Genomic DNA, 15147 nt, shown 5'->3' on the forward strand with positions numbered 1-15147 from the left:
CGATATTGGCGCTACCGGGCCGTGAGTCCAGGTTCTGCTAGGTGCCAGTCGGTTACTCGCTGGTAAGCACTGCCGAAGCGCAACAACGAGAATTCAGACCAGGGACGGCCAATCAATTGCAATCCCACGGGCATGTCTGCGTCGTCGAAACCGATGGGCAGCGACAAGGCGGGTACGCCGAGATAGTTGAAACAGCGGTTAGCGCGAAGCAGGGCCGTCGTTAGTGCGACTGCGGCCTTCGGCTGGTTGAAGAGGGTGGCAATCGGCTGTGCTCTGACCGTCACTGCGGGACAGACCAGCAGGTCGTATTCCGTGAAGACGTGCGCAACGAAGCGCTCCAGCGCGGGTACACGTGCCGATACCGCGCGTGCATAGGCCGCTGGTTCCATCTGCCCCGCGGAGGTCAGCCGCAACCGGGTTGCCTCGGACAGCTGCTGCGGCGAGTGTTGCAAGCGCTCGCGATGCAGCGCGTGGGCTTCGAACGAGGTAAGCGCGGTTGCATGGGTATCGTAGTGCTCGAGTTCTTGCAGTGGGAGCGGGTGCAGCGTTGCCCCCAACGTCTCGAAAACTTGCAACGCTGCTGCGGTCCGCTCCGACAAACCGGCGTCGTGAAGTTCGAGGAACGGATGTTGTGCGACCGCGATCCGCACGCCATGCAGCGACCGTGCGCTGTCGAGTGGAGACCGCCCGGGGGCGTTCTCCGGTGCTGCACGCGCTTCGTCGAGCGCCGCGATGAAGTTACGAGTCGCTGCATTGTGCTGCGCGCTGTCGGCCCCATCAATGGCCAAAGGCCGCTGAATGACCGGAAGCACACGTGCGCAGTCCTCGGCGAGGCGTGTCATGAGGCCCACGGTGTCTTGCGAGCGGGAGAGCGGCACCATGCCGCGCGCGTCGATGCTGGCGAACGTCGGCTTGAGTCCGACCACGCCGCACAACGCCGCAGGAATGCGAACCGAACCGCCGGTGTCGGCACCGAGCGCAAACATCACCGCACGGCCGGCGACCGCTGCCGCTGCGCCGCTGGAAGATCCCCCGGCGATCATCGCGGTGTTCCACGGATTTCTCACCGGACCGCCGGCGGCGTGCAGACCGGTGGCGCCGTAGCTCAGCTCGTCGGTGGCCAGTGCGCCGAACCCTAGCGCGCCCGCCTCGTGCAACGTGGTGAGCACCGGCGCAGGCTCGGCATCCGCACATAAGTCGTCGAACTTCGATCCGGCGCGCGGCGGGTGCGCGCCGTCGGCGAACACGTCCTTATGGCCGAACGGTACGCCAGCGAGCGGGTGCGAGACGTCGACGGCCGGTGCGATGGCAGGCACGCCGATATCCGGTGAGACCCAGCATTGCGTGGCGGCACCCACGCGCCGCGCACGCGTGCTGAACCGCTCGACGATGTCGGCGCTCGTCAGCCGGCCGGTCAGCAGGGCCTGACGCAGCCCTGCGATCGACGAGGGCTGCGATGCACCGTCGGCAATGACGTCAGACATGGCCGTACTTCGCCAGGGCTTCGGACAGACTGAGGCCTTGCTGGAGTTCGGCGCGAATGCTGCGCTCCTTCTCCGTAAGCCGTTCGGCTTCGATCAGCACCTCGTCGACCAGCGCAGCCGGAATGACGATGACACCGTCTTCGTCGCCCAGAATGAAGTCGCCGGGCCGGACCTCGACCCATCGCGAGACCGCACCGCGCAGGCTCACGGGCGTCTGCCAGCTGTCGACCTTCCAGCGCCCGATGGACTGCACCGGCGTGCGATAGCGGGCGAACAGCGGGTAGTCCTGCATGCCGATCCAGCGCACGTCGCGAATCCCGCCGTCGATCAGCGCACCGACGCTGCCGCGCTCTTTCATCCCGATGGCGATCAGTTCGCCGAAGTAGCAGATGCCTTCGCCGTCACCGCTCCACACGGTGACTTCCCCTGGAGACACCCCCGCGCAAGCCTGCATTTTGTCGGCGTCGCCGCCTTGCGGGTACGGCATCATGTGACCGTGAATCGTGTAAGCCCAGCCAGCCAGCTTCGCGACGTCTGCCGGATACGGCGCAAACGCGGCCGCCAGTCCCTGATTCATATAGCCCATCGTGTCAAGCACGTCGGCCACATTCGACGTGTCGACTTGCAGGAAGCGTTGACGGATTTCCTCTTTTTGCTCAGTAGTACGAATTTTTTGATTTTCGCTCATGGTACTCTCCATTGCCTGAAATTGCTCAGATACTCGGAATCATTCCGCCGTCGACGCGAATGACGGAGCCGTTGATGAATGAGGCTCGCGCGCTCGCGAGGAACGCTACCGTGTCGCCATATTCCTCGGGCATGCCGTAGCGGCCGACCGGAATGGTGGCGATGCTCTGTGCCACGACCGTGTCGAGCGGCCGCGACTCGCGACTCGCGCGGGCTTCGTCTAGCGCCCGAATGCGGTCGGTCCCGATGCGGCCCGGTAGCACGACGTTCACGCACACGCCATCGGCCGCCACTTCGTTGGCCAGCGTCTTCGACCAGCCCAGCAATGCGGTGCGCAACGCATTCGACACGCCGAGATTGGCGATCGGTGCGATCACGCCGGACGACGTGCTGGTCACGATTCGTCCCCAGCCCTTCGACCGCATGGCTGGCAGCACGAGGTCGGTGAGGTGCATCACTGAGAGCACCATCGCGTCGAACTGCGTACGCCAGGTCTGCGCCGGCACGCCCGAGGCTCCCGACGGCGCAGGGCCACCGGTGTTGTTGACGAGAATGTCCGGTGCGCCCAGATCGCGTGTCACCGACGCGACGAGTTCGTCCAGCGTTTCCAGTCGGCCGAGGTCGGCGACGTAACCGCTCGCCACGCCGCCAGCATCGCGAATCTGCGCGACGGTGCGCGCCAGCGCTTCCTCGCTGCGATCGGACACCGCGACCTTGACGCCTTCACGTGCGAGCGCCAGCGCAATCGCGCCGCCAAGCCCGCCGCCGGCGGACATGACCAGTGCGGTCTTACCTGTTATGCCCAAATCCATCATTGCTCCTTGTCTGAGATATGCCCTGCCGTCGTGATCGGGCTCACGTGCCGACCCGCAGGGGACTGCGCACTTTGCGCAGCGCGGCCAGCACGCTTTGCGCCGTGATGCGTCCGGTCTTGGGGTTTTCGGTTGGAATGTTCTGAATGCTCATGGAGAAGGACGCGGCGTCCGAGTCGACCTCGATGGTGTGCGTGTTGCGCGTAAGCGCCGGGTCGGCCCAGATTTCGAGTTGTGTGTCGTCCGGCCCGACGCCCGCCAGCGCCAATGCGACGACCACGTTCAGGTTCGCCGGGAAACCTCTGGCCGCATCGCGCGCGGTGCCCGAGAAAATACGGATCGGTGCTGTGACGTCCTCGATACGAATATTGTTATCGACGAGGTAGGGCGCACCGACCAGCCCTCGCACGGGCTTGCGGGTAATCATGCGCACCGAGTGGATCGTGCCTTCGGCGGCGGCCGTTACCGCGTCGAGGCCGAGGAGTGCGCCTGTCGGCACGATGATCTGTCCGCCGTGCTCGCGGGCAAGCGTGACAAGATCCATGCGATCGAGCAACGCGCCGCAGCTCAGTACGATGAGTGTCTTGCCTGCGCGCAGTACCGGCTCGGCGATTTCACCCACCAGATGCGCTGGCGCGCACTCGATCACGATGTCCGAATGCTCGGCCAGTTCGCTGAGCGACACCAGGGGTACCGGGTGTTTCAGGGCGCCGAGCGTGTCGGCGGATTTCGCAGGATCTCGCACGGAGATCGCCGCCAGACGCAGGCCGAAAATGCCGTCGTCGAGCCGCTTTGCCAGTGTTTTGCCGACAGCGCCGAGCCCGGCGATGCCGACGCGCAGTTCCTTGTTGATAGGCATATGTGCTCCTCTCATGTTGGTTTTGATGTAGCGGATGTCCCGACACCGCAGGGTTACGGCAGATCGAGATCGATGAAATGTTCGGCAATGGCCCCCGTTGTTGTGAACCAGATCCGTTCGCGATGTCGAGCGATGTGTTCGAGCGCACGACGGAAGTGCCGCAGGCGGAACGGCTGGCCGATCAGGAACGCGTGGATCGAGATCCCGAACACGAGCGACTGCTGCGTGCTTTGCGCCAGCATCTCGTCGAAGTTGTCGATGATCATGTCGGCGAAGTCGGCCGCGCTGCCGTGGTGCAGGGCAATGGCGGGAATGTCGTTGACTTCGTGCGGGTAGGGCACGCTCAGAATGCGCCCCTCACGGGTTTTGATCCACACGGGCTGATCGTCGAGCGGCCAGTCGAGCAGATAGCGATAACCGGCTTCTTGCAGCAAATCGGGCGTCAGTTGGCTCGGGTTGACCCCCGGGCTCAGCCAGCCCGTCGGTGCCCGCCCTTCATGGAGGGTGATCGCCTCGGTGACATCGCAGATCAGTTGTCGCTCACCCGCTTCGTCGAAGTCGTTCTGATGCTCGGAGTTCGTGCGGCCATGGCCGAGGATCTCGTCGCCGCGTGCGCGCAGCGCCGCAACGACTTCAGGGCAATGCTCGTAGCACTCGGAATTGAGCAGCACGGACAAGGGCAGGCCAAGCGCATCGGCCAGCTCGATAATGCGCCAGACGCCCACCCGATTGCCGTACTCGCGCCAGCCCCAGTTATAGGTGTTCGGGTGGGGCAGACCCGGTGAATACGAGATGCCCAGACCGGTGTTGTAGGCGAAGTGCTCCAGGTTCAGGCACAGATGCACTGCCAGCCTGCGACCGTCCGGCCACGAGAAATCCGGACGCGAGACGATGCCGGAGTAGGGAAAGCGGTCGTGCGAAGGAAGCATCGGAAGCCTCGGCGTGTTGATGTAATAAGGAGTGGGTGCGCGCTGGCGTACCCGCGTGTTGCGTTAGGTGCAATAGGCGCGTTACGTACGTTAGGGGCGATAGGATGCCGGAGCGCTGAGGAGCGAGAGGTCGACCGTCGCCAGATTTTGCGAGCTGATCATGATCGATGGGGCCTGCACGTCGCGTTGCACCGGCTTGTGTGCGGCCGCTGCAACCGCCTGACGCAGCGCCTCGCGTCCCTGCGTCACAATCTGTTGTGCTGACGTACAGACCAGATCGCCGCTCTTGATCATCTGCTGTGCGGTCTGGCTCAGATTCGATGCGCTGATCTTGACCTGACCGCGCCGTTGCGCCCCTTTCACGGCGATCAGCGCACCCGCGGCCGAATCGTCTACGGCGTTGTAGATGCCGCCCAGATCCGGGAATCGCTGGAGCCAGTTGTCGACGAGATTGATCGCGTCGTTGCGCGTCACCGCGTTGCGCGATTCCGCCACCACCTTGAGGTTCGGGTAGCTCGCCTTCAGCGTGTCGAGAAACCCCTGACGGCGGCGGTCGGCCCACGATTGCCCCTGTTGCTGCGAAATCATCGCCACTTCTCCTTTTCCACCCATCGCATCGCCCAGACACTGCGCTTGCAGACGCCCCATCTCATAGTGGTTCGCGCCGACCGTAGCAGCCAGTTTGGTGCTGGCTGGAAGGCTCGACAATCCGACCACGGGGATGCCCGTGCCGATGGCATGCTCGACGACGCTGCGCACCGCCTCGCCATTGGTTGCGCCGACGACCATCGCGTCGACTTTGCGCTCGGTGAGATCCTGAATCTGAGAAATCTGCGTACTGACGTTGGCGTCGCCGCCGGCATTGAGCTTGACGAGCGTCACGCCCAGTTTCTTCGCCTCGTCTTCGACACCATAGGTCATCGAGACCCAGAACGACGACGACAGGTCGGGCGTGGCGTAGCCGATCGTGACGGCCTTCTGGGCGTGGGCGATGCCGAACCCGCTCAGCGTGAAGCCGATGGCGAGCAGCGTTGGTTTGATTCTCATGAGAAGTCCCCTTTGCAGGATCGAACGTAAATCGAGGTAGAACGCGTTATCGGGTGAGGGCGGTTGTCACGCCCCCGCGGGGCGACGCATGCGCCGCAACTGCCGCAGCAGGAAATCCATTGCGCCGCAAACGACGATGATTGCGCCGAGCACCCATTCGGACATGAACGGCGACGCGCCGATCAGATTCAGGCCATTGAGCAGCGTCTGAATGAACAGGGCACCGACGACCGCTTGCCAGACGCGGCCCCGCCCGCCCATCAGGGAGATTCCGCCGATGACACAGGCGGCGATCGATTGCATTTCCATGCCGTTGCCGTCTACTGCGACTGCCGAGCCGCTGCGGGCGAGCAGCAATACGCCCGCTACACCGGCAAAGGCACCGCAAAGGGCGTAGGCGGTCATGCCAGCGCGTCGGACGGGCACGCCGACGAGACCTGCGGCGATCGCGTTGCTGCCGATCATGTAGAACCAGCGGCCCAGCGGCGTTCGCATGGCGAGCCACCAGGCGGCCACCAGCGCGGGCAGCGCGCATACCGTGAGCGCCGGCACGCCGATCCAGCTCTGGTAGGCGAGCGTGTGCAGATGACTGGACGGCGGCAACATCAGCGCATCGGCACCGCCCGACCCGGCGGTGGCAAGCCCGCGAGCGATCAGTGCGGTACCCAGTGTGACGATCACCGGCTCGATGCGACGGTACGCCACGAGGTAGCCGTTGACGGCGCCGAAGACCAGCCCGACGGTCACGGCGGCACCGATGGCGGCGATGTCACCCATGCCGCCGATCCGCAGCGCTGTCTGGGCGGCAACGATGGACGCGAGAATGGCGACCGGGCCGACCGAAATGTCGAAGCCGCGTGTCACGATGACCAGCATCTGTCCAACAGAGAGCACCAGCAAAAAGGTGCTCTGCGACACGACGTTGCCCATATTGACGAGGCTGGCGAAACCAGGCGCCATGCTCGCGAGTACGAGCCACAACACCGCCAGTGCGACGATGCCGGTCAGTTCCCGCAAGGGGAGCAGGGCGGGCAGCTTCGGTGTAGCGAGGCGTGTTTGCCCGTTCATGGTTATGCCGCTCAGTGTTTTGGGGTTATTCATGTTGACTCCGTTCATGCGGCACGAAACACGCGAAACCGACGTGTCGCCGTGCCTGCCTGACGCGCCAGCACGGCACCGACGATGACAACGCCCAGCAGCATGTTTTGTACGAGGCTCGGCAGGTTGAGCAGCACGAGCGCATTGACGACGATGGTCAGGATCACCACACCGATCAACGCATGCAGCGCGCCACCCTTGCCACCAGCGAGCGGTACGCCGCCGATGGCACACGCGGCGATGGCCTCGAACGGCAGCCCCGGGTACAGATTGGGCTGTCCCGATCCGAGCCGGGAGGTCAGCACCGCCCCCGCCGCTGCCACGAGCAGGGCGTTCAGGAGATAAGCGCCCACCACCCGGCGACGCACCGGAATGCCTGCCAGTTGCGCGGCGGCCTCGTTGCTACCGAGCGCGAAACACTCCCGGCCGAAGCGGGTGAAACGCAGCATCACGCCGACAAGCATGAACCCGCCGAGCGCCATCCACAGCGGCGCGGATAAGCCGAGCCACGACGCTTGTACGAGCGTCGAGAAGTCGATGTCGGCCGGGGCGTCGAGCGGCATGCCGCCGACCATCGCACCGCAAAGGCCGTGCACGGCAATCATCGAGCCCAACGTGACGAGAAACGGTGGCGCTTGCATCACGCCGATCAGCACGCCGTTGGTCAACCCGAGCGCGAGCACCGCCAGCGTTGCCAGCACGAAGGCACCGCCGGTGCCGTATTGCGCGCCGGTCATGACCGCCGTCACGCTGAACAGCGCAACGGCCGAGCCGATTGAGAAGTCGATGCCGCGCACGATGATCACGAGCGTCTGGCCCAATGAGGCGAGCAGCAGAATCGACGCCACGCGCGAGAGGTTCGCGAGGTTGCTCGCCGTACCGAAGCGCGGCACGGCAATCCAGCAGATGACGAGTAGCACCAGCCCGACCCATAGGGCCGGGGGCACGCGTTCAAACGATCGCATGGTTCACCTCCTGTGGCGTGGATGCTGTGGCGATCACGGGCGACGCATCCGCGATTCGTGCAATGACTTCCTCAAGCGGCGTGCCTCGCGGCAGCTCGCCAGCAGGGCGCCCGCCACGCATGACGACGATGCGATGCGCGAGCGCGACCACCTCGTCGGTGTCCGTCGACGCGATAACGATGGACACACCGCGTTGTGAAGCGTCGATCAGTGCGTCGTGGATGGCGGCGCGCGCATGGACGTCGACACCGCGCGTCGGTTCGATCACCACGAGCACAGACAAACCAGGTAGGACCAGATTGCGAATCAGCAGCACCTTCTGCTGATTGCCACCGCTCAGGGCATCGATCGGCAAACGCGCATCGGCCGGTTTGACGCGCAGTGCTTCGAACCACGAGGCCGAGGCCTGTCGCTCCATGCGGGCAGTGAGCACCCGCGCGCGCGCAATCGATGCGAATGTGGAAGCGGCCGCGTTGGTCGCACAGCTCAGGCCGGGCAGAATGCCCTCGGCGCTGCGATCGGCCGGCACGAACCCGACGCCGCGCTGCATGAATCGCATGCGCGACGCGCCGCCAAACGGCACGCCGTCGACCGAGATGTCGCCATGCGACAGCGCCCGCGAGCCGGCCAGCGCTTCGCCGACTTCGATGGCACCGGCGCCCATCAGGCCGACGATGCCGACGATTTCGCCAGCCCCGATGCTCAGCGACACATCGGAAAAGCGCGATGCAGCGGCCGCTTGCCGGACGATCATGCGCGGCGCACCGACGGTGCCGGGCTCGCGATGTTCGCGCTCGGCCACCGGGCCGACCATACCTTCGACGATCTGACGATGCGAGAGCGTGCCGATCGGTGCTGCATCGATCACTGTCGCGCCATCGCGAAGCACCGTCACGGCATCGCAGATGCGCGTGATTTCACCAAGCTTGTGACTGATGAAGATGATGCCGAGTCCCTCGGCTCTGAGTGAATCCACCGCGCTGAAGAGCCGCTCGGTCTCGTGTTCGTTGAGCGCCGCGGTCGGCTCGTCAAGGATCAGCACTCGGCACTTCGCAGCGACACCGCGTGCGATTTCCAGCAATTGCCGTTCGGCCATCGAAAGGCTTGCCACGGGTTGTCTGGCATTCACGTGCAGACCGATCCGGTGGGCCACGCTGAGCAACTCGTCGCGGTGCGCTTTGGTTGTGCCCAGACGCAAAGGCCGGGCACGGGCAATATCGAATGCGCGAAGGTTTTCTTCGACGCTGAGTTCCGGGAGCACTGTGGCGTGCTGGTAGACCGGGACGACGCCCGCTGCGATGGCGTCGCGCACCGAGTGAAACTCGCAGCGCTGGCCTTGCAGCACGATCTCCCCGGCGTCCGGCTTGAGGGCACCGACGAGCATCTTGACCAGGGTGCTCTTGCCTGCGCCGTTTTCCCCCATGAGCGCGTGTACCTGTCCGGACTGCACGCGCAGGTCCGCGCTACGCAGTGCCTGTGTCGCGCCGAACGATTTTGCGAGTCCACGGGCATCGAGCAGTGCCGGTGGGCGATCTGTAGCCGTCATCCTGTCCTCCTGCTTGCGCCTGATTGCGCTTTGCACAGGGTGAATCGTTAGCCGCCAAATTTCCGCCCACAAACAATTTGATCGCCTCGACGCATGAGCTAGACTCATGCGTGTCTTCGCCAGATATTCCGACATCGTGAGACGTGACCTGCCTAATCTTCTGTCGTTGCGTGCGTTCGAATGTGCTGCCCGTCACTTAAGCTTTACCGTAGCGGCCGATGAGCTTTGCGTCACGCAAAGTGCTGTGAGCCGACACGTCAAGAATCTGGAATCTCACTATGGCTTGCGACTGTTCAAGCGCCTCACGCGCGAGATCGAATTGACGGAAGCCGGGCTGCGGCTGTTTCGTACGGTCGAAAAATCGTTCAACGCCATCGAGGCGGCGTCGCGCGAGCTTGCACCGCGTGACGTCAAGCGCAGTCTCGTTGTCAGCATCCTCCCGACACTGGCTTCCACGTGGTTGATGCCGCGTCTGGCGAAGTTCACGCAATCCCATCAGAACGTCGAAGTCCGCCTTCACACGTCGATTGCCCCGGTGTCGTTCGAGCGCGACGGCATCGACGTTGCCATCCGTGTGGGCAAACCGCCTGCGCAGCGCCGTCGAAAGGGTGCGCCGCGGGTGGATCTGGTGATGACCGTGGAGTGGAAGGGGGTAAGTGCAGACCGCCTCTTCGCCGATGTACTGATTCCGGTCTGCCGCCCGGCGCTGCTGGGAAAACAGACGATGATCGACACACGGGCGCTGCAACGTCTGCCCCTCATCCACACCGATTCGCGTGCCCATGCGTGGGAAGACTGGTTCGGCACGCAAGGCGTGGACTACCGGACCGGCGTGCGGGATCTTCACTTCGGCCATTTCTTCATGTCGGTGCGCGCCGCACTCGACGGTCGTGGCGTGGCGCTCGTGCCCGACGTCGTGGTGGAGGATCAACTGAGGTCGGGCGAGCTGGTCGTTGCGTCGCCGGTGCGCGTGGCCAGTGCAGGCGATTATCATCTTATCTATCGCCGCGAGCGGGTGGATGAGCCGGCGATTGCCGCGTTCCGCGAATGGATCATGGCAGAGAGCGCGTCTGTACTGACTGCACAAGGGCTCCCTGATTGATCTGTTATGTTGCCCGTGGTTCGTTTGCTAGCGTAGGCTCTCGCTTAGGTATAGCGGCCACGAATCGCAAGGTTCGTATTGAGTGGTGTGGTCGCCCATTTCTTGTTCTGTGAGGTCGGGAATGACGTCGTCAATCGATACGGCTGCATCGAAGCTGCAACATGTCGGGCCTGTTGCGGCGACGATCGGTGTGGTCTTCAAAGACGGGCGAGTATTGCTGGTCAGGCGCCGTAATGAGCCGGACGCCGGGTATTGGGGCTTCCCGGGCGGCAAGATCGACCGAGGCGAGTCGATCATGGCAGCAGCCACGCGCGAGATTTTTGAGGAGACGTCGATCACTTCCGAAGCATTGAAGACCCTCACGGCGGTCGATGTGCTCGATGCCGGCGAGACTGGCAATTTGCGCCATCACTTCGTTCTGATCGCCGTTGTGTGCCGCTGGATATCAGGAGAGCCACAGGCCGGCGACGATGCGCTCGACGCTCGCTGGTGGGACCTGGATTCGATGGACGAGGCCGGGCTTGTCATGAGTTTCGGTGTGACGGACGTGATACGCGAAGCTCAGGAATGGTTGGCCGCGCACTGACGTTGGCGGGGGCCGCGTGATCACGCAGCTTGCCGGTTGCGCGGCCGATTCAGTCCAGAAGACGACGAAATGCTCGATACGCTTCGTCATGCAGCTCGAAGCCGATGCCGGGTGCCTGCGGCAATTCGATGAAACCGTCTTCGATCCCGAGACTGGGCGGTGTTCCCTGAAACGGCGCAAACGCGAGCGGATTGAGTTCCGCGCCGCCGAGTCCCAACGCCGCTACCACGTGCAGGCTGAACAGGTGTCCGCCATGCGGCCAGAAGGCGGAGCGCGGCCAGCCACGCTCGACCATTTCGGCCACTATCTCGAAGTAATGCGTCAATCCGTAGCTGTGCGTCGCATCGAAGAGCAGGATGTCTTGCGACGGCCGCAATCCACCGTAGTTGTCGAGCAGCTTCGCTTCCGCGCGAGAGAAAAGCGCTTCACCTGCGGCGATCGGATGCGGATAACTGGCGGCAACGCTCGCAAGTGTCTTGAAGTCCAGCGGATCGCAGATGTCCTCGAACCACATGAGTTCGAGGGGCGCGAGGGCACGTGCGATTCTCATGGCGTCGCCGGGGCCGTATAGATTCATCGCGTCGACGGCAAGATGCGATGGCCCACCGAGTATGGCGGCGGCCGCCTCGATACGCTTCATATCCTCATCGACATTCACGCCGATCTTGATCTTGGCGTGGGTGATGCCAAGATCGGTGCAGTAGCGAATCTCATCGGCAAGGCGTTTGAGATCGTCAGATGGATATCGATACCCCCCACCCGCATAAACACGCACGCGCGACGGTGGAGCAGCCGCTGCCATTCGCTCGGCGATATGCATGTAAAGCGGCTGGCCGGCAATCTTGGCGGCAGCATCCCAGATGGCCATGTCGAGGGTGCCCACCGCCACGCAGCGTTCGCCGTGCCCACCGGGCTTCTCGCCCTGCATCATGGCCGACCACGCGCGCTGCGGGTCGAGGCCGTCGCCGGTATCGGTCGTTAGCGTCTCGGCGGCGATGAGCCGAGGCGCGAAGCGCTCCCTAATCAGACCGCCCTGTCCGAACCGGCCAATGGACGCGAAGCCGTATCCGACGACTGGCGCGCCAGATCGCATCACGTCGGTGACGACTGCGACCAGACTCGTGGTGAGGCCGCCAGATGCGATCGTGGGATCGGCATAACGGGAGATTGGGAGGGTGATTTCCCTGACGTCGACAATCCGTACCATCGTCCTATCGCCTCGTCGAGACGCTCGATCAGAACATAGGGGGAGCGCTTTCGATGGCTTTCACGACCGCGACCATATCCTGCTCGCCGAAGCCCATCGACTCGGTTTGCGCGTACAGCGCGCGGCAGACTTGCATGAGTGGCATGGTTACGCCCGCCAGCCCTGCGGCATTCAACACAAGATCGCTGTTCTTGAGCACGTCGGTAATGCTCGCCTGTTTCGCCAGATCGTTGTCTCGCAATTTGCCGATCTTGACGCGCGAAACGGCGCTGGACATCGGACCCGCATCGAGAATCTCGGCGAAACGGCGCATATCGAGTCCGTGCGCTCCAGCGAAGCGGGCGGCTTCCGCCAGACCGGTGACCATCGTGATAAGAAATGTGTTGACCGCCAGCTTCATGCGCAACGCGCCGGGCACCGGTCCGCAAGCAAAGTGTTGTCGGCACATCGGCTTCAGGCGTTCGCCTATGGCATCGATATCTTCGGGCGCGCCCGACAGCATCGCGACAAGCTCGCCTTTTTCCGCCGGAATGCGCGAACCCGACACCGGGGCCTCTACGAAACGTCCGCCAGCGGCCCGTATGTCGTCACCAAGCGCCTGCGAGTACTCCGGTTCGACGGTCGACAGGTTGACGATGATATGCCCTTCGACGCGCGTGGCGAATGTCGGCGTTCCGCGTGCGAGCACGGCGTCGATGGCCTTGCCGTCCATTAGCATCAGCATGACGGTGGCGCATCGGGCGAACACGTCGTTCGCGTCGGGCGCGACCTCCGCCCCCGCCTCGGCCAGACGCTCGCACTTTTCAGGCGAGCGATTCCAGACGATCAGTGGTGCCCCCGTCTTGAAAAGATTCAACGCCATCGGCTCGCCCATCGTGCCGAGTCCGATGAATCCAATCGGTGCCGTGTCGGTCATGGTTGCATCCTTTCTCGGTGCAGTGATTCATTGGCTGGAAACGTCGCGGTCGACTATATTCCAAACCGATACTTATTAATATCGAAAATATCTTAAGTCACACTTCACAAAAATGGATGTATCCATGACGACACGATTCGATGTCGAAACCATCTGACGGAGATCGGTGCCAAGTTCGTCGACGTGCTCGCTTCGGTTGTCCGACAGCGCGTGTCGGCAAAGTAGCGCTCGTTTGCGCGGGGGAGGGGGGTATAAAACATACCGGTAATAGGAATTGTCTTGCTAACGGATAACTCAACCGAAACAATCGTTCTGACACAGATATCTCGTCTGTGCCGTGCTTGCCGAATCGTTCGGGAAGCGTCGGACGGACCGGCAAGCAAAGGGGCAGGCAATGCGCGTATCTTTTTTACATACGGTTGAGAGCAACAAGCGCTTATTCGATGACACGGCCAAACGGCTTGGCTTGGCGGAGGTAGACCTTCGTCACGAACTTCGGCCGGAGCTTCGTGAGGCGGTGCAGCGCGCAGGTACGATGCCTGCGGACGTGAAAGAGGAGGCGACTCGTCGTCTTTTGGCGCTGGCGGCCGATGCCGACGTCGTCATTCTGACGTGTGCGACGCTTGGCGCCGCAGCCGATAACATCGAGCACCCGCCGGTGCCCATCGTGAGAGCCGACGTGGCATTGGCTGTCGAGGCGAATCGCATCGGAGGAAAGATCACCGTGCTGTGTGCGGTCGAATCCACCGTCGATCCGAACCGGAAGCTCTTCGCACAACACGCGAGCGACAAGACGGTGTCTATCGATGTCGTTCTTGTTGAGCGCGCCTGGGCGCTTTTCAGCAGTGGTAATGCCGACGACGCACGTGAGTGCTACGCGCTCGTGGCTACGGCAGCGAATCGCGCCTTCGATGCCGGCGCGAACGTTGTGGTCTATGCGCATCCCTGGATGGCGGCGGCGCTCGATCTTGCTAACGACGACAGGCGACCGCTCGATAGCGCCCATGCAGCGTTGCGCACGGTGATGCAAACGACTGGGAAGTCGGCATAGCGATGCAATGGCCTGGCATCTGGAGAAGTCCGGTCAAGCGGTGCAATCTTCAGCCTTTAGCCTTCCAGCTTGAAGACGAACTCCACTTCGACGACCGCTCCCTTTGGCAATTGCAGTACGCCCACAGAGGTGCGCACATGCACACCGACTTCACCTAGAACCGAATACAGCACATCCGAAGCGCCGTCGGCGACCTCGCTTTGTAAGGTGAAGTCGGGAGCGCTGCGAACAAAGACGCCGATACGGGGAACGGCCGATATCGCATTCAGACTGCCGCATGCGAGCTGCGCCAGCACCAGCCCTCTCAACGCCGATATGCCCGCAGCGCGGCGCGCGTCTTCCAGGGAAATATCGGTGCCGGCAGCGCCGATAAAGTGGACCTGATCGACGATCCTCGGGATTTGCCCCGCGACGTACACGGTGTCGCCGCTAATAACGACCGGGGCATACCGCCCGCCCACCTTGATAGCTTCGCCCAACGGAAAGCCGAACTCATCGGCTATTTGTTGCAGTTTTTCATCACGGGTCATGTGGTTCATTCCTTTCATTGCAACGGGCGGGATTCGGTGCCCCGTTCATCGAATGGCGACGTCAGCCAACGATATCAATATTCGCGGTATTTCGCTATGCGCCAAATTAAGCGTCAAAGGAGTGCCCATCACGCCCGGAAGAAGTGGATGAAGCCCGCGTCATGGAGCACTACTGCCGACTAGTACGTAGCGATGTGTCCGCCGACGTTCGAATGCTTGCGGGCGCGCGGCACCATAATCATGGCATTCCAGCGGATGTAGGCATAGAGACGCTGTCCGACGTCAAGGTCGCGGGGATAGGCTGGCTGCCGATCTTTGTTGGTCAAGT

15 protein-coding genes are annotated in these 15147 nt (G+C 63.1%); 3 read left to right on the forward strand and 12 right to left on the reverse strand.

Features of this window, described 5'->3' with window-relative positions; genetic code table 11:
• Positions 1–11 precede the first annotated feature (11 nt).
• From PAN31117_RS11880 to PAN31117_RS11920, 9 genes are all read right to left on the reverse strand, one after another.
• On the reverse strand, positions 12–1484 hold the full coding sequence (locus PAN31117_RS11880; protein WP_150738364.1) for an amidase: 1473 nt from the start codon (positions 1482–1484) through the stop codon (positions 12–14).
• Positions 1477–2172, reverse strand: coding sequence for an RraA family protein (locus tag PAN31117_RS11885; RefSeq protein ID WP_150738365.1), 696 nt, complete (start codon positions 2170–2172; stop codon positions 1477–1479). Before PAN31117_RS11885 ends, PAN31117_RS11880 begins: the two co-directional genes overlap by 8 nt.
• Before the next feature lie 25 nt (positions 2173–2197).
• Complete coding sequence (locus PAN31117_RS11890; RefSeq protein WP_150738366.1) at positions 2198–2983, reverse strand: SDR family oxidoreductase; 786 nt, start codon at positions 2981–2983, stop codon at positions 2198–2200.
• A 43-nt stretch (positions 2984–3026) separates the two neighbouring features.
• Positions 3027–3842, reverse strand: coding sequence for an aspartate dehydrogenase (locus PAN31117_RS11895; RefSeq protein ID WP_150738367.1), 816 nt, complete (start codon positions 3840–3842; stop codon positions 3027–3029).
• Between the two features lie 53 nt (positions 3843–3895).
• On the reverse strand, positions 3896–4771 hold the full coding sequence (locus PAN31117_RS11900) for a polysaccharide deacetylase family protein (protein WP_150738368.1): 876 nt from the start codon (positions 4769–4771) through the stop codon (positions 3896–3898).
• 90 nt (positions 4772–4861) lie between these two features.
• Positions 4862–5818 (reverse strand): TMAO reductase system protein TorT, encoded by a 957-nt coding sequence (locus PAN31117_RS11905; RefSeq protein ID WP_150738369.1) that lies wholly within the window; start codon positions 5816–5818, stop codon positions 4862–4864.
• A gap of 66 nt (positions 5819–5884) precedes the next feature.
• On the reverse strand, positions 5885–6919 hold the full coding sequence (locus PAN31117_RS11910; RefSeq protein WP_174990928.1) for an ABC transporter permease: 1035 nt from the start codon (positions 6917–6919) through the stop codon (positions 5885–5887).
• Positions 6920–6930: 11 nt separating this feature from the next.
• The gene (locus PAN31117_RS11915) at positions 6931–7881 is read right to left on the reverse strand and encodes an ABC transporter permease (protein WP_150738371.1); all 951 of its coding nucleotides are present in this window, start codon (positions 7879–7881) and stop codon (positions 6931–6933) included.
• Positions 7868–9427: a sugar ABC transporter ATP-binding protein gene (locus PAN31117_RS11920; RefSeq protein ID WP_174990929.1), complete on the reverse strand. Its 1560-nt coding sequence runs from the start codon at positions 9425–9427 to the stop codon at positions 7868–7870. Before PAN31117_RS11920 ends, PAN31117_RS11915 begins: the two co-directional genes overlap by 14 nt.
• A gap of 106 nt (positions 9428–9533) precedes the next feature.
• Between PAN31117_RS11920 and PAN31117_RS11925 the strand changes: the two genes are divergently transcribed.
• Both PAN31117_RS11925 and PAN31117_RS11930 read left to right on the forward strand, forming a co-directional pair.
• Complete coding sequence (locus tag PAN31117_RS11925) at positions 9534–10529, forward strand: LysR substrate-binding domain-containing protein (RefSeq protein ID WP_150738373.1); 996 nt, start codon at positions 9534–9536, stop codon at positions 10527–10529.
• Positions 10530–10650: 121 nt separating this feature from the next.
• Entirely contained in the window at positions 10651–11115 is a 465-nt protein-coding gene (locus PAN31117_RS11930; RefSeq protein WP_150738374.1) for an NUDIX hydrolase, read from the forward strand.
• Positions 11116–11164: 49 nt separating this feature from the next.
• On the opposite strand, the gene PAN31117_RS11935 is transcribed toward PAN31117_RS11930, so the two are convergent.
• Together PAN31117_RS11935 and PAN31117_RS11940 are read right to left on the reverse strand one after the other, a co-directional pair.
• On the reverse strand, positions 11165–12322 hold the full coding sequence (locus PAN31117_RS11935) for an enolase C-terminal domain-like protein (RefSeq protein WP_150738375.1): 1158 nt from the start codon (positions 12320–12322) through the stop codon (positions 11165–11167).
• 28 nt (positions 12323–12350) lie between these two features.
• Complete coding sequence (locus PAN31117_RS11940) at positions 12351–13238, reverse strand: NAD(P)-dependent oxidoreductase (protein WP_150738376.1); 888 nt, start codon at positions 13236–13238, stop codon at positions 12351–12353.
• A gap of 394 nt (positions 13239–13632) precedes the next feature.
• Between PAN31117_RS11940 and PAN31117_RS11945 the strand changes: the two genes are divergently transcribed.
• Positions 13633–14289, forward strand: coding sequence for an aspartate/glutamate racemase family protein (locus PAN31117_RS11945; protein WP_150738377.1), 657 nt, complete (start codon positions 13633–13635; stop codon positions 14287–14289).
• A gap of 56 nt (positions 14290–14345) precedes the next feature.
• On the opposite strand, the gene PAN31117_RS11950 is transcribed toward PAN31117_RS11945, so the two are convergent.
• Positions 14346–14819 (reverse strand): RidA family protein, encoded by a 474-nt coding sequence (locus PAN31117_RS11950; RefSeq protein WP_150738378.1) that lies wholly within the window; start codon positions 14817–14819, stop codon positions 14346–14348.
• Between the last annotated feature and the right edge of the window lie 328 nt (positions 14820–15147).

This window comes from Pandoraea anapnoica (assembly GCF_902459765.1).
GTDB classification, from domain to species: Bacteria; Pseudomonadota; Gammaproteobacteria; order Burkholderiales; family Burkholderiaceae; genus Pandoraea; species Pandoraea anapnoica.

Excerpts from the sequence above, each read along its gene's own strand:
- PAN31117_RS11915 (WP_150738371.1), bottom strand. The coding sequence starts at position 7,881 with ATGCGATCGTTTGAACGCGTGCCCCCGGCCCTATGGGTCGGGCTGGTG.
- PAN31117_RS11925 (WP_150738373.1), top strand. The coding sequence starts at position 9,534 with ATGCGTGTCTTCGCCAGATATTCCGACATCGTGAGACGTGACCTGCCT.
- PAN31117_RS11895 (WP_150738367.1), bottom strand. The coding sequence starts at position 3,842 with ATGCCTATCAACAAGGAACTGCGCGTCGGCATCGCCGGGCTCGGCGCT.
- PAN31117_RS11900 (WP_150738368.1), bottom strand. The coding sequence starts at position 4,771 with ATGCTTCCTTCGCACGACCGCTTTCCCTACTCCGGCATCGTCTCGCGT.
- PAN31117_RS11890 (WP_150738366.1), bottom strand. The coding sequence starts at position 2,983 with ATGGATTTGGGCATAACAGGTAAGACCGCACTGGTCATGTCCGCCGGC.
- PAN31117_RS11885 (WP_150738365.1), bottom strand. The coding sequence starts at position 2,172 with ATGAGCGAAAATCAAAAAATTCGTACTACTGAGCAAAAAGAGGAAATC.
- PAN31117_RS11935 (WP_150738375.1), bottom strand. The coding sequence starts at position 12,322 with ATGGTACGGATTGTCGACGTCAGGGAAATCACCCTCCCAATCTCCCGT.
- PAN31117_RS11940 (WP_150738376.1), bottom strand. The coding sequence starts at position 13,238 with ATGACCGACACGGCACCGATTGGATTCATCGGACTCGGCACGATGGGC.
- PAN31117_RS11920 (WP_174990929.1), bottom strand. The coding sequence starts at position 9,427 with ATGACGGCTACAGATCGCCCACCGGCACTGCTCGATGCCCGTGGACTC.
- PAN31117_RS11910 (WP_174990928.1), bottom strand. The coding sequence starts at position 6,919 with ATGAATAACCCCAAAACACTGAGCGGCATAACCATGAACGGGCAAACA.
- PAN31117_RS11930 (WP_150738374.1), top strand. The coding sequence starts at position 10,651 with ATGACGTCGTCAATCGATACGGCTGCATCGAAGCTGCAACATGTCGGG.
- PAN31117_RS11905 (WP_150738369.1), bottom strand. The coding sequence starts at position 5,818 with ATGAGAATCAAACCAACGCTGCTCGCCATCGGCTTCACGCTGAGCGGG.
- PAN31117_RS11950 (WP_150738378.1), bottom strand. The coding sequence starts at position 14,819 with ATGACCCGTGATGAAAAACTGCAACAAATAGCCGATGAGTTCGGCTTT.
- PAN31117_RS11945 (WP_150738377.1), top strand. The coding sequence starts at position 13,633 with ATGCGCGTATCTTTTTTACATACGGTTGAGAGCAACAAGCGCTTATTC.
- PAN31117_RS11880 (WP_150738364.1), bottom strand. The coding sequence starts at position 1,484 with ATGTCTGACGTCATTGCCGACGGTGCATCGCAGCCCTCGTCGATCGCA.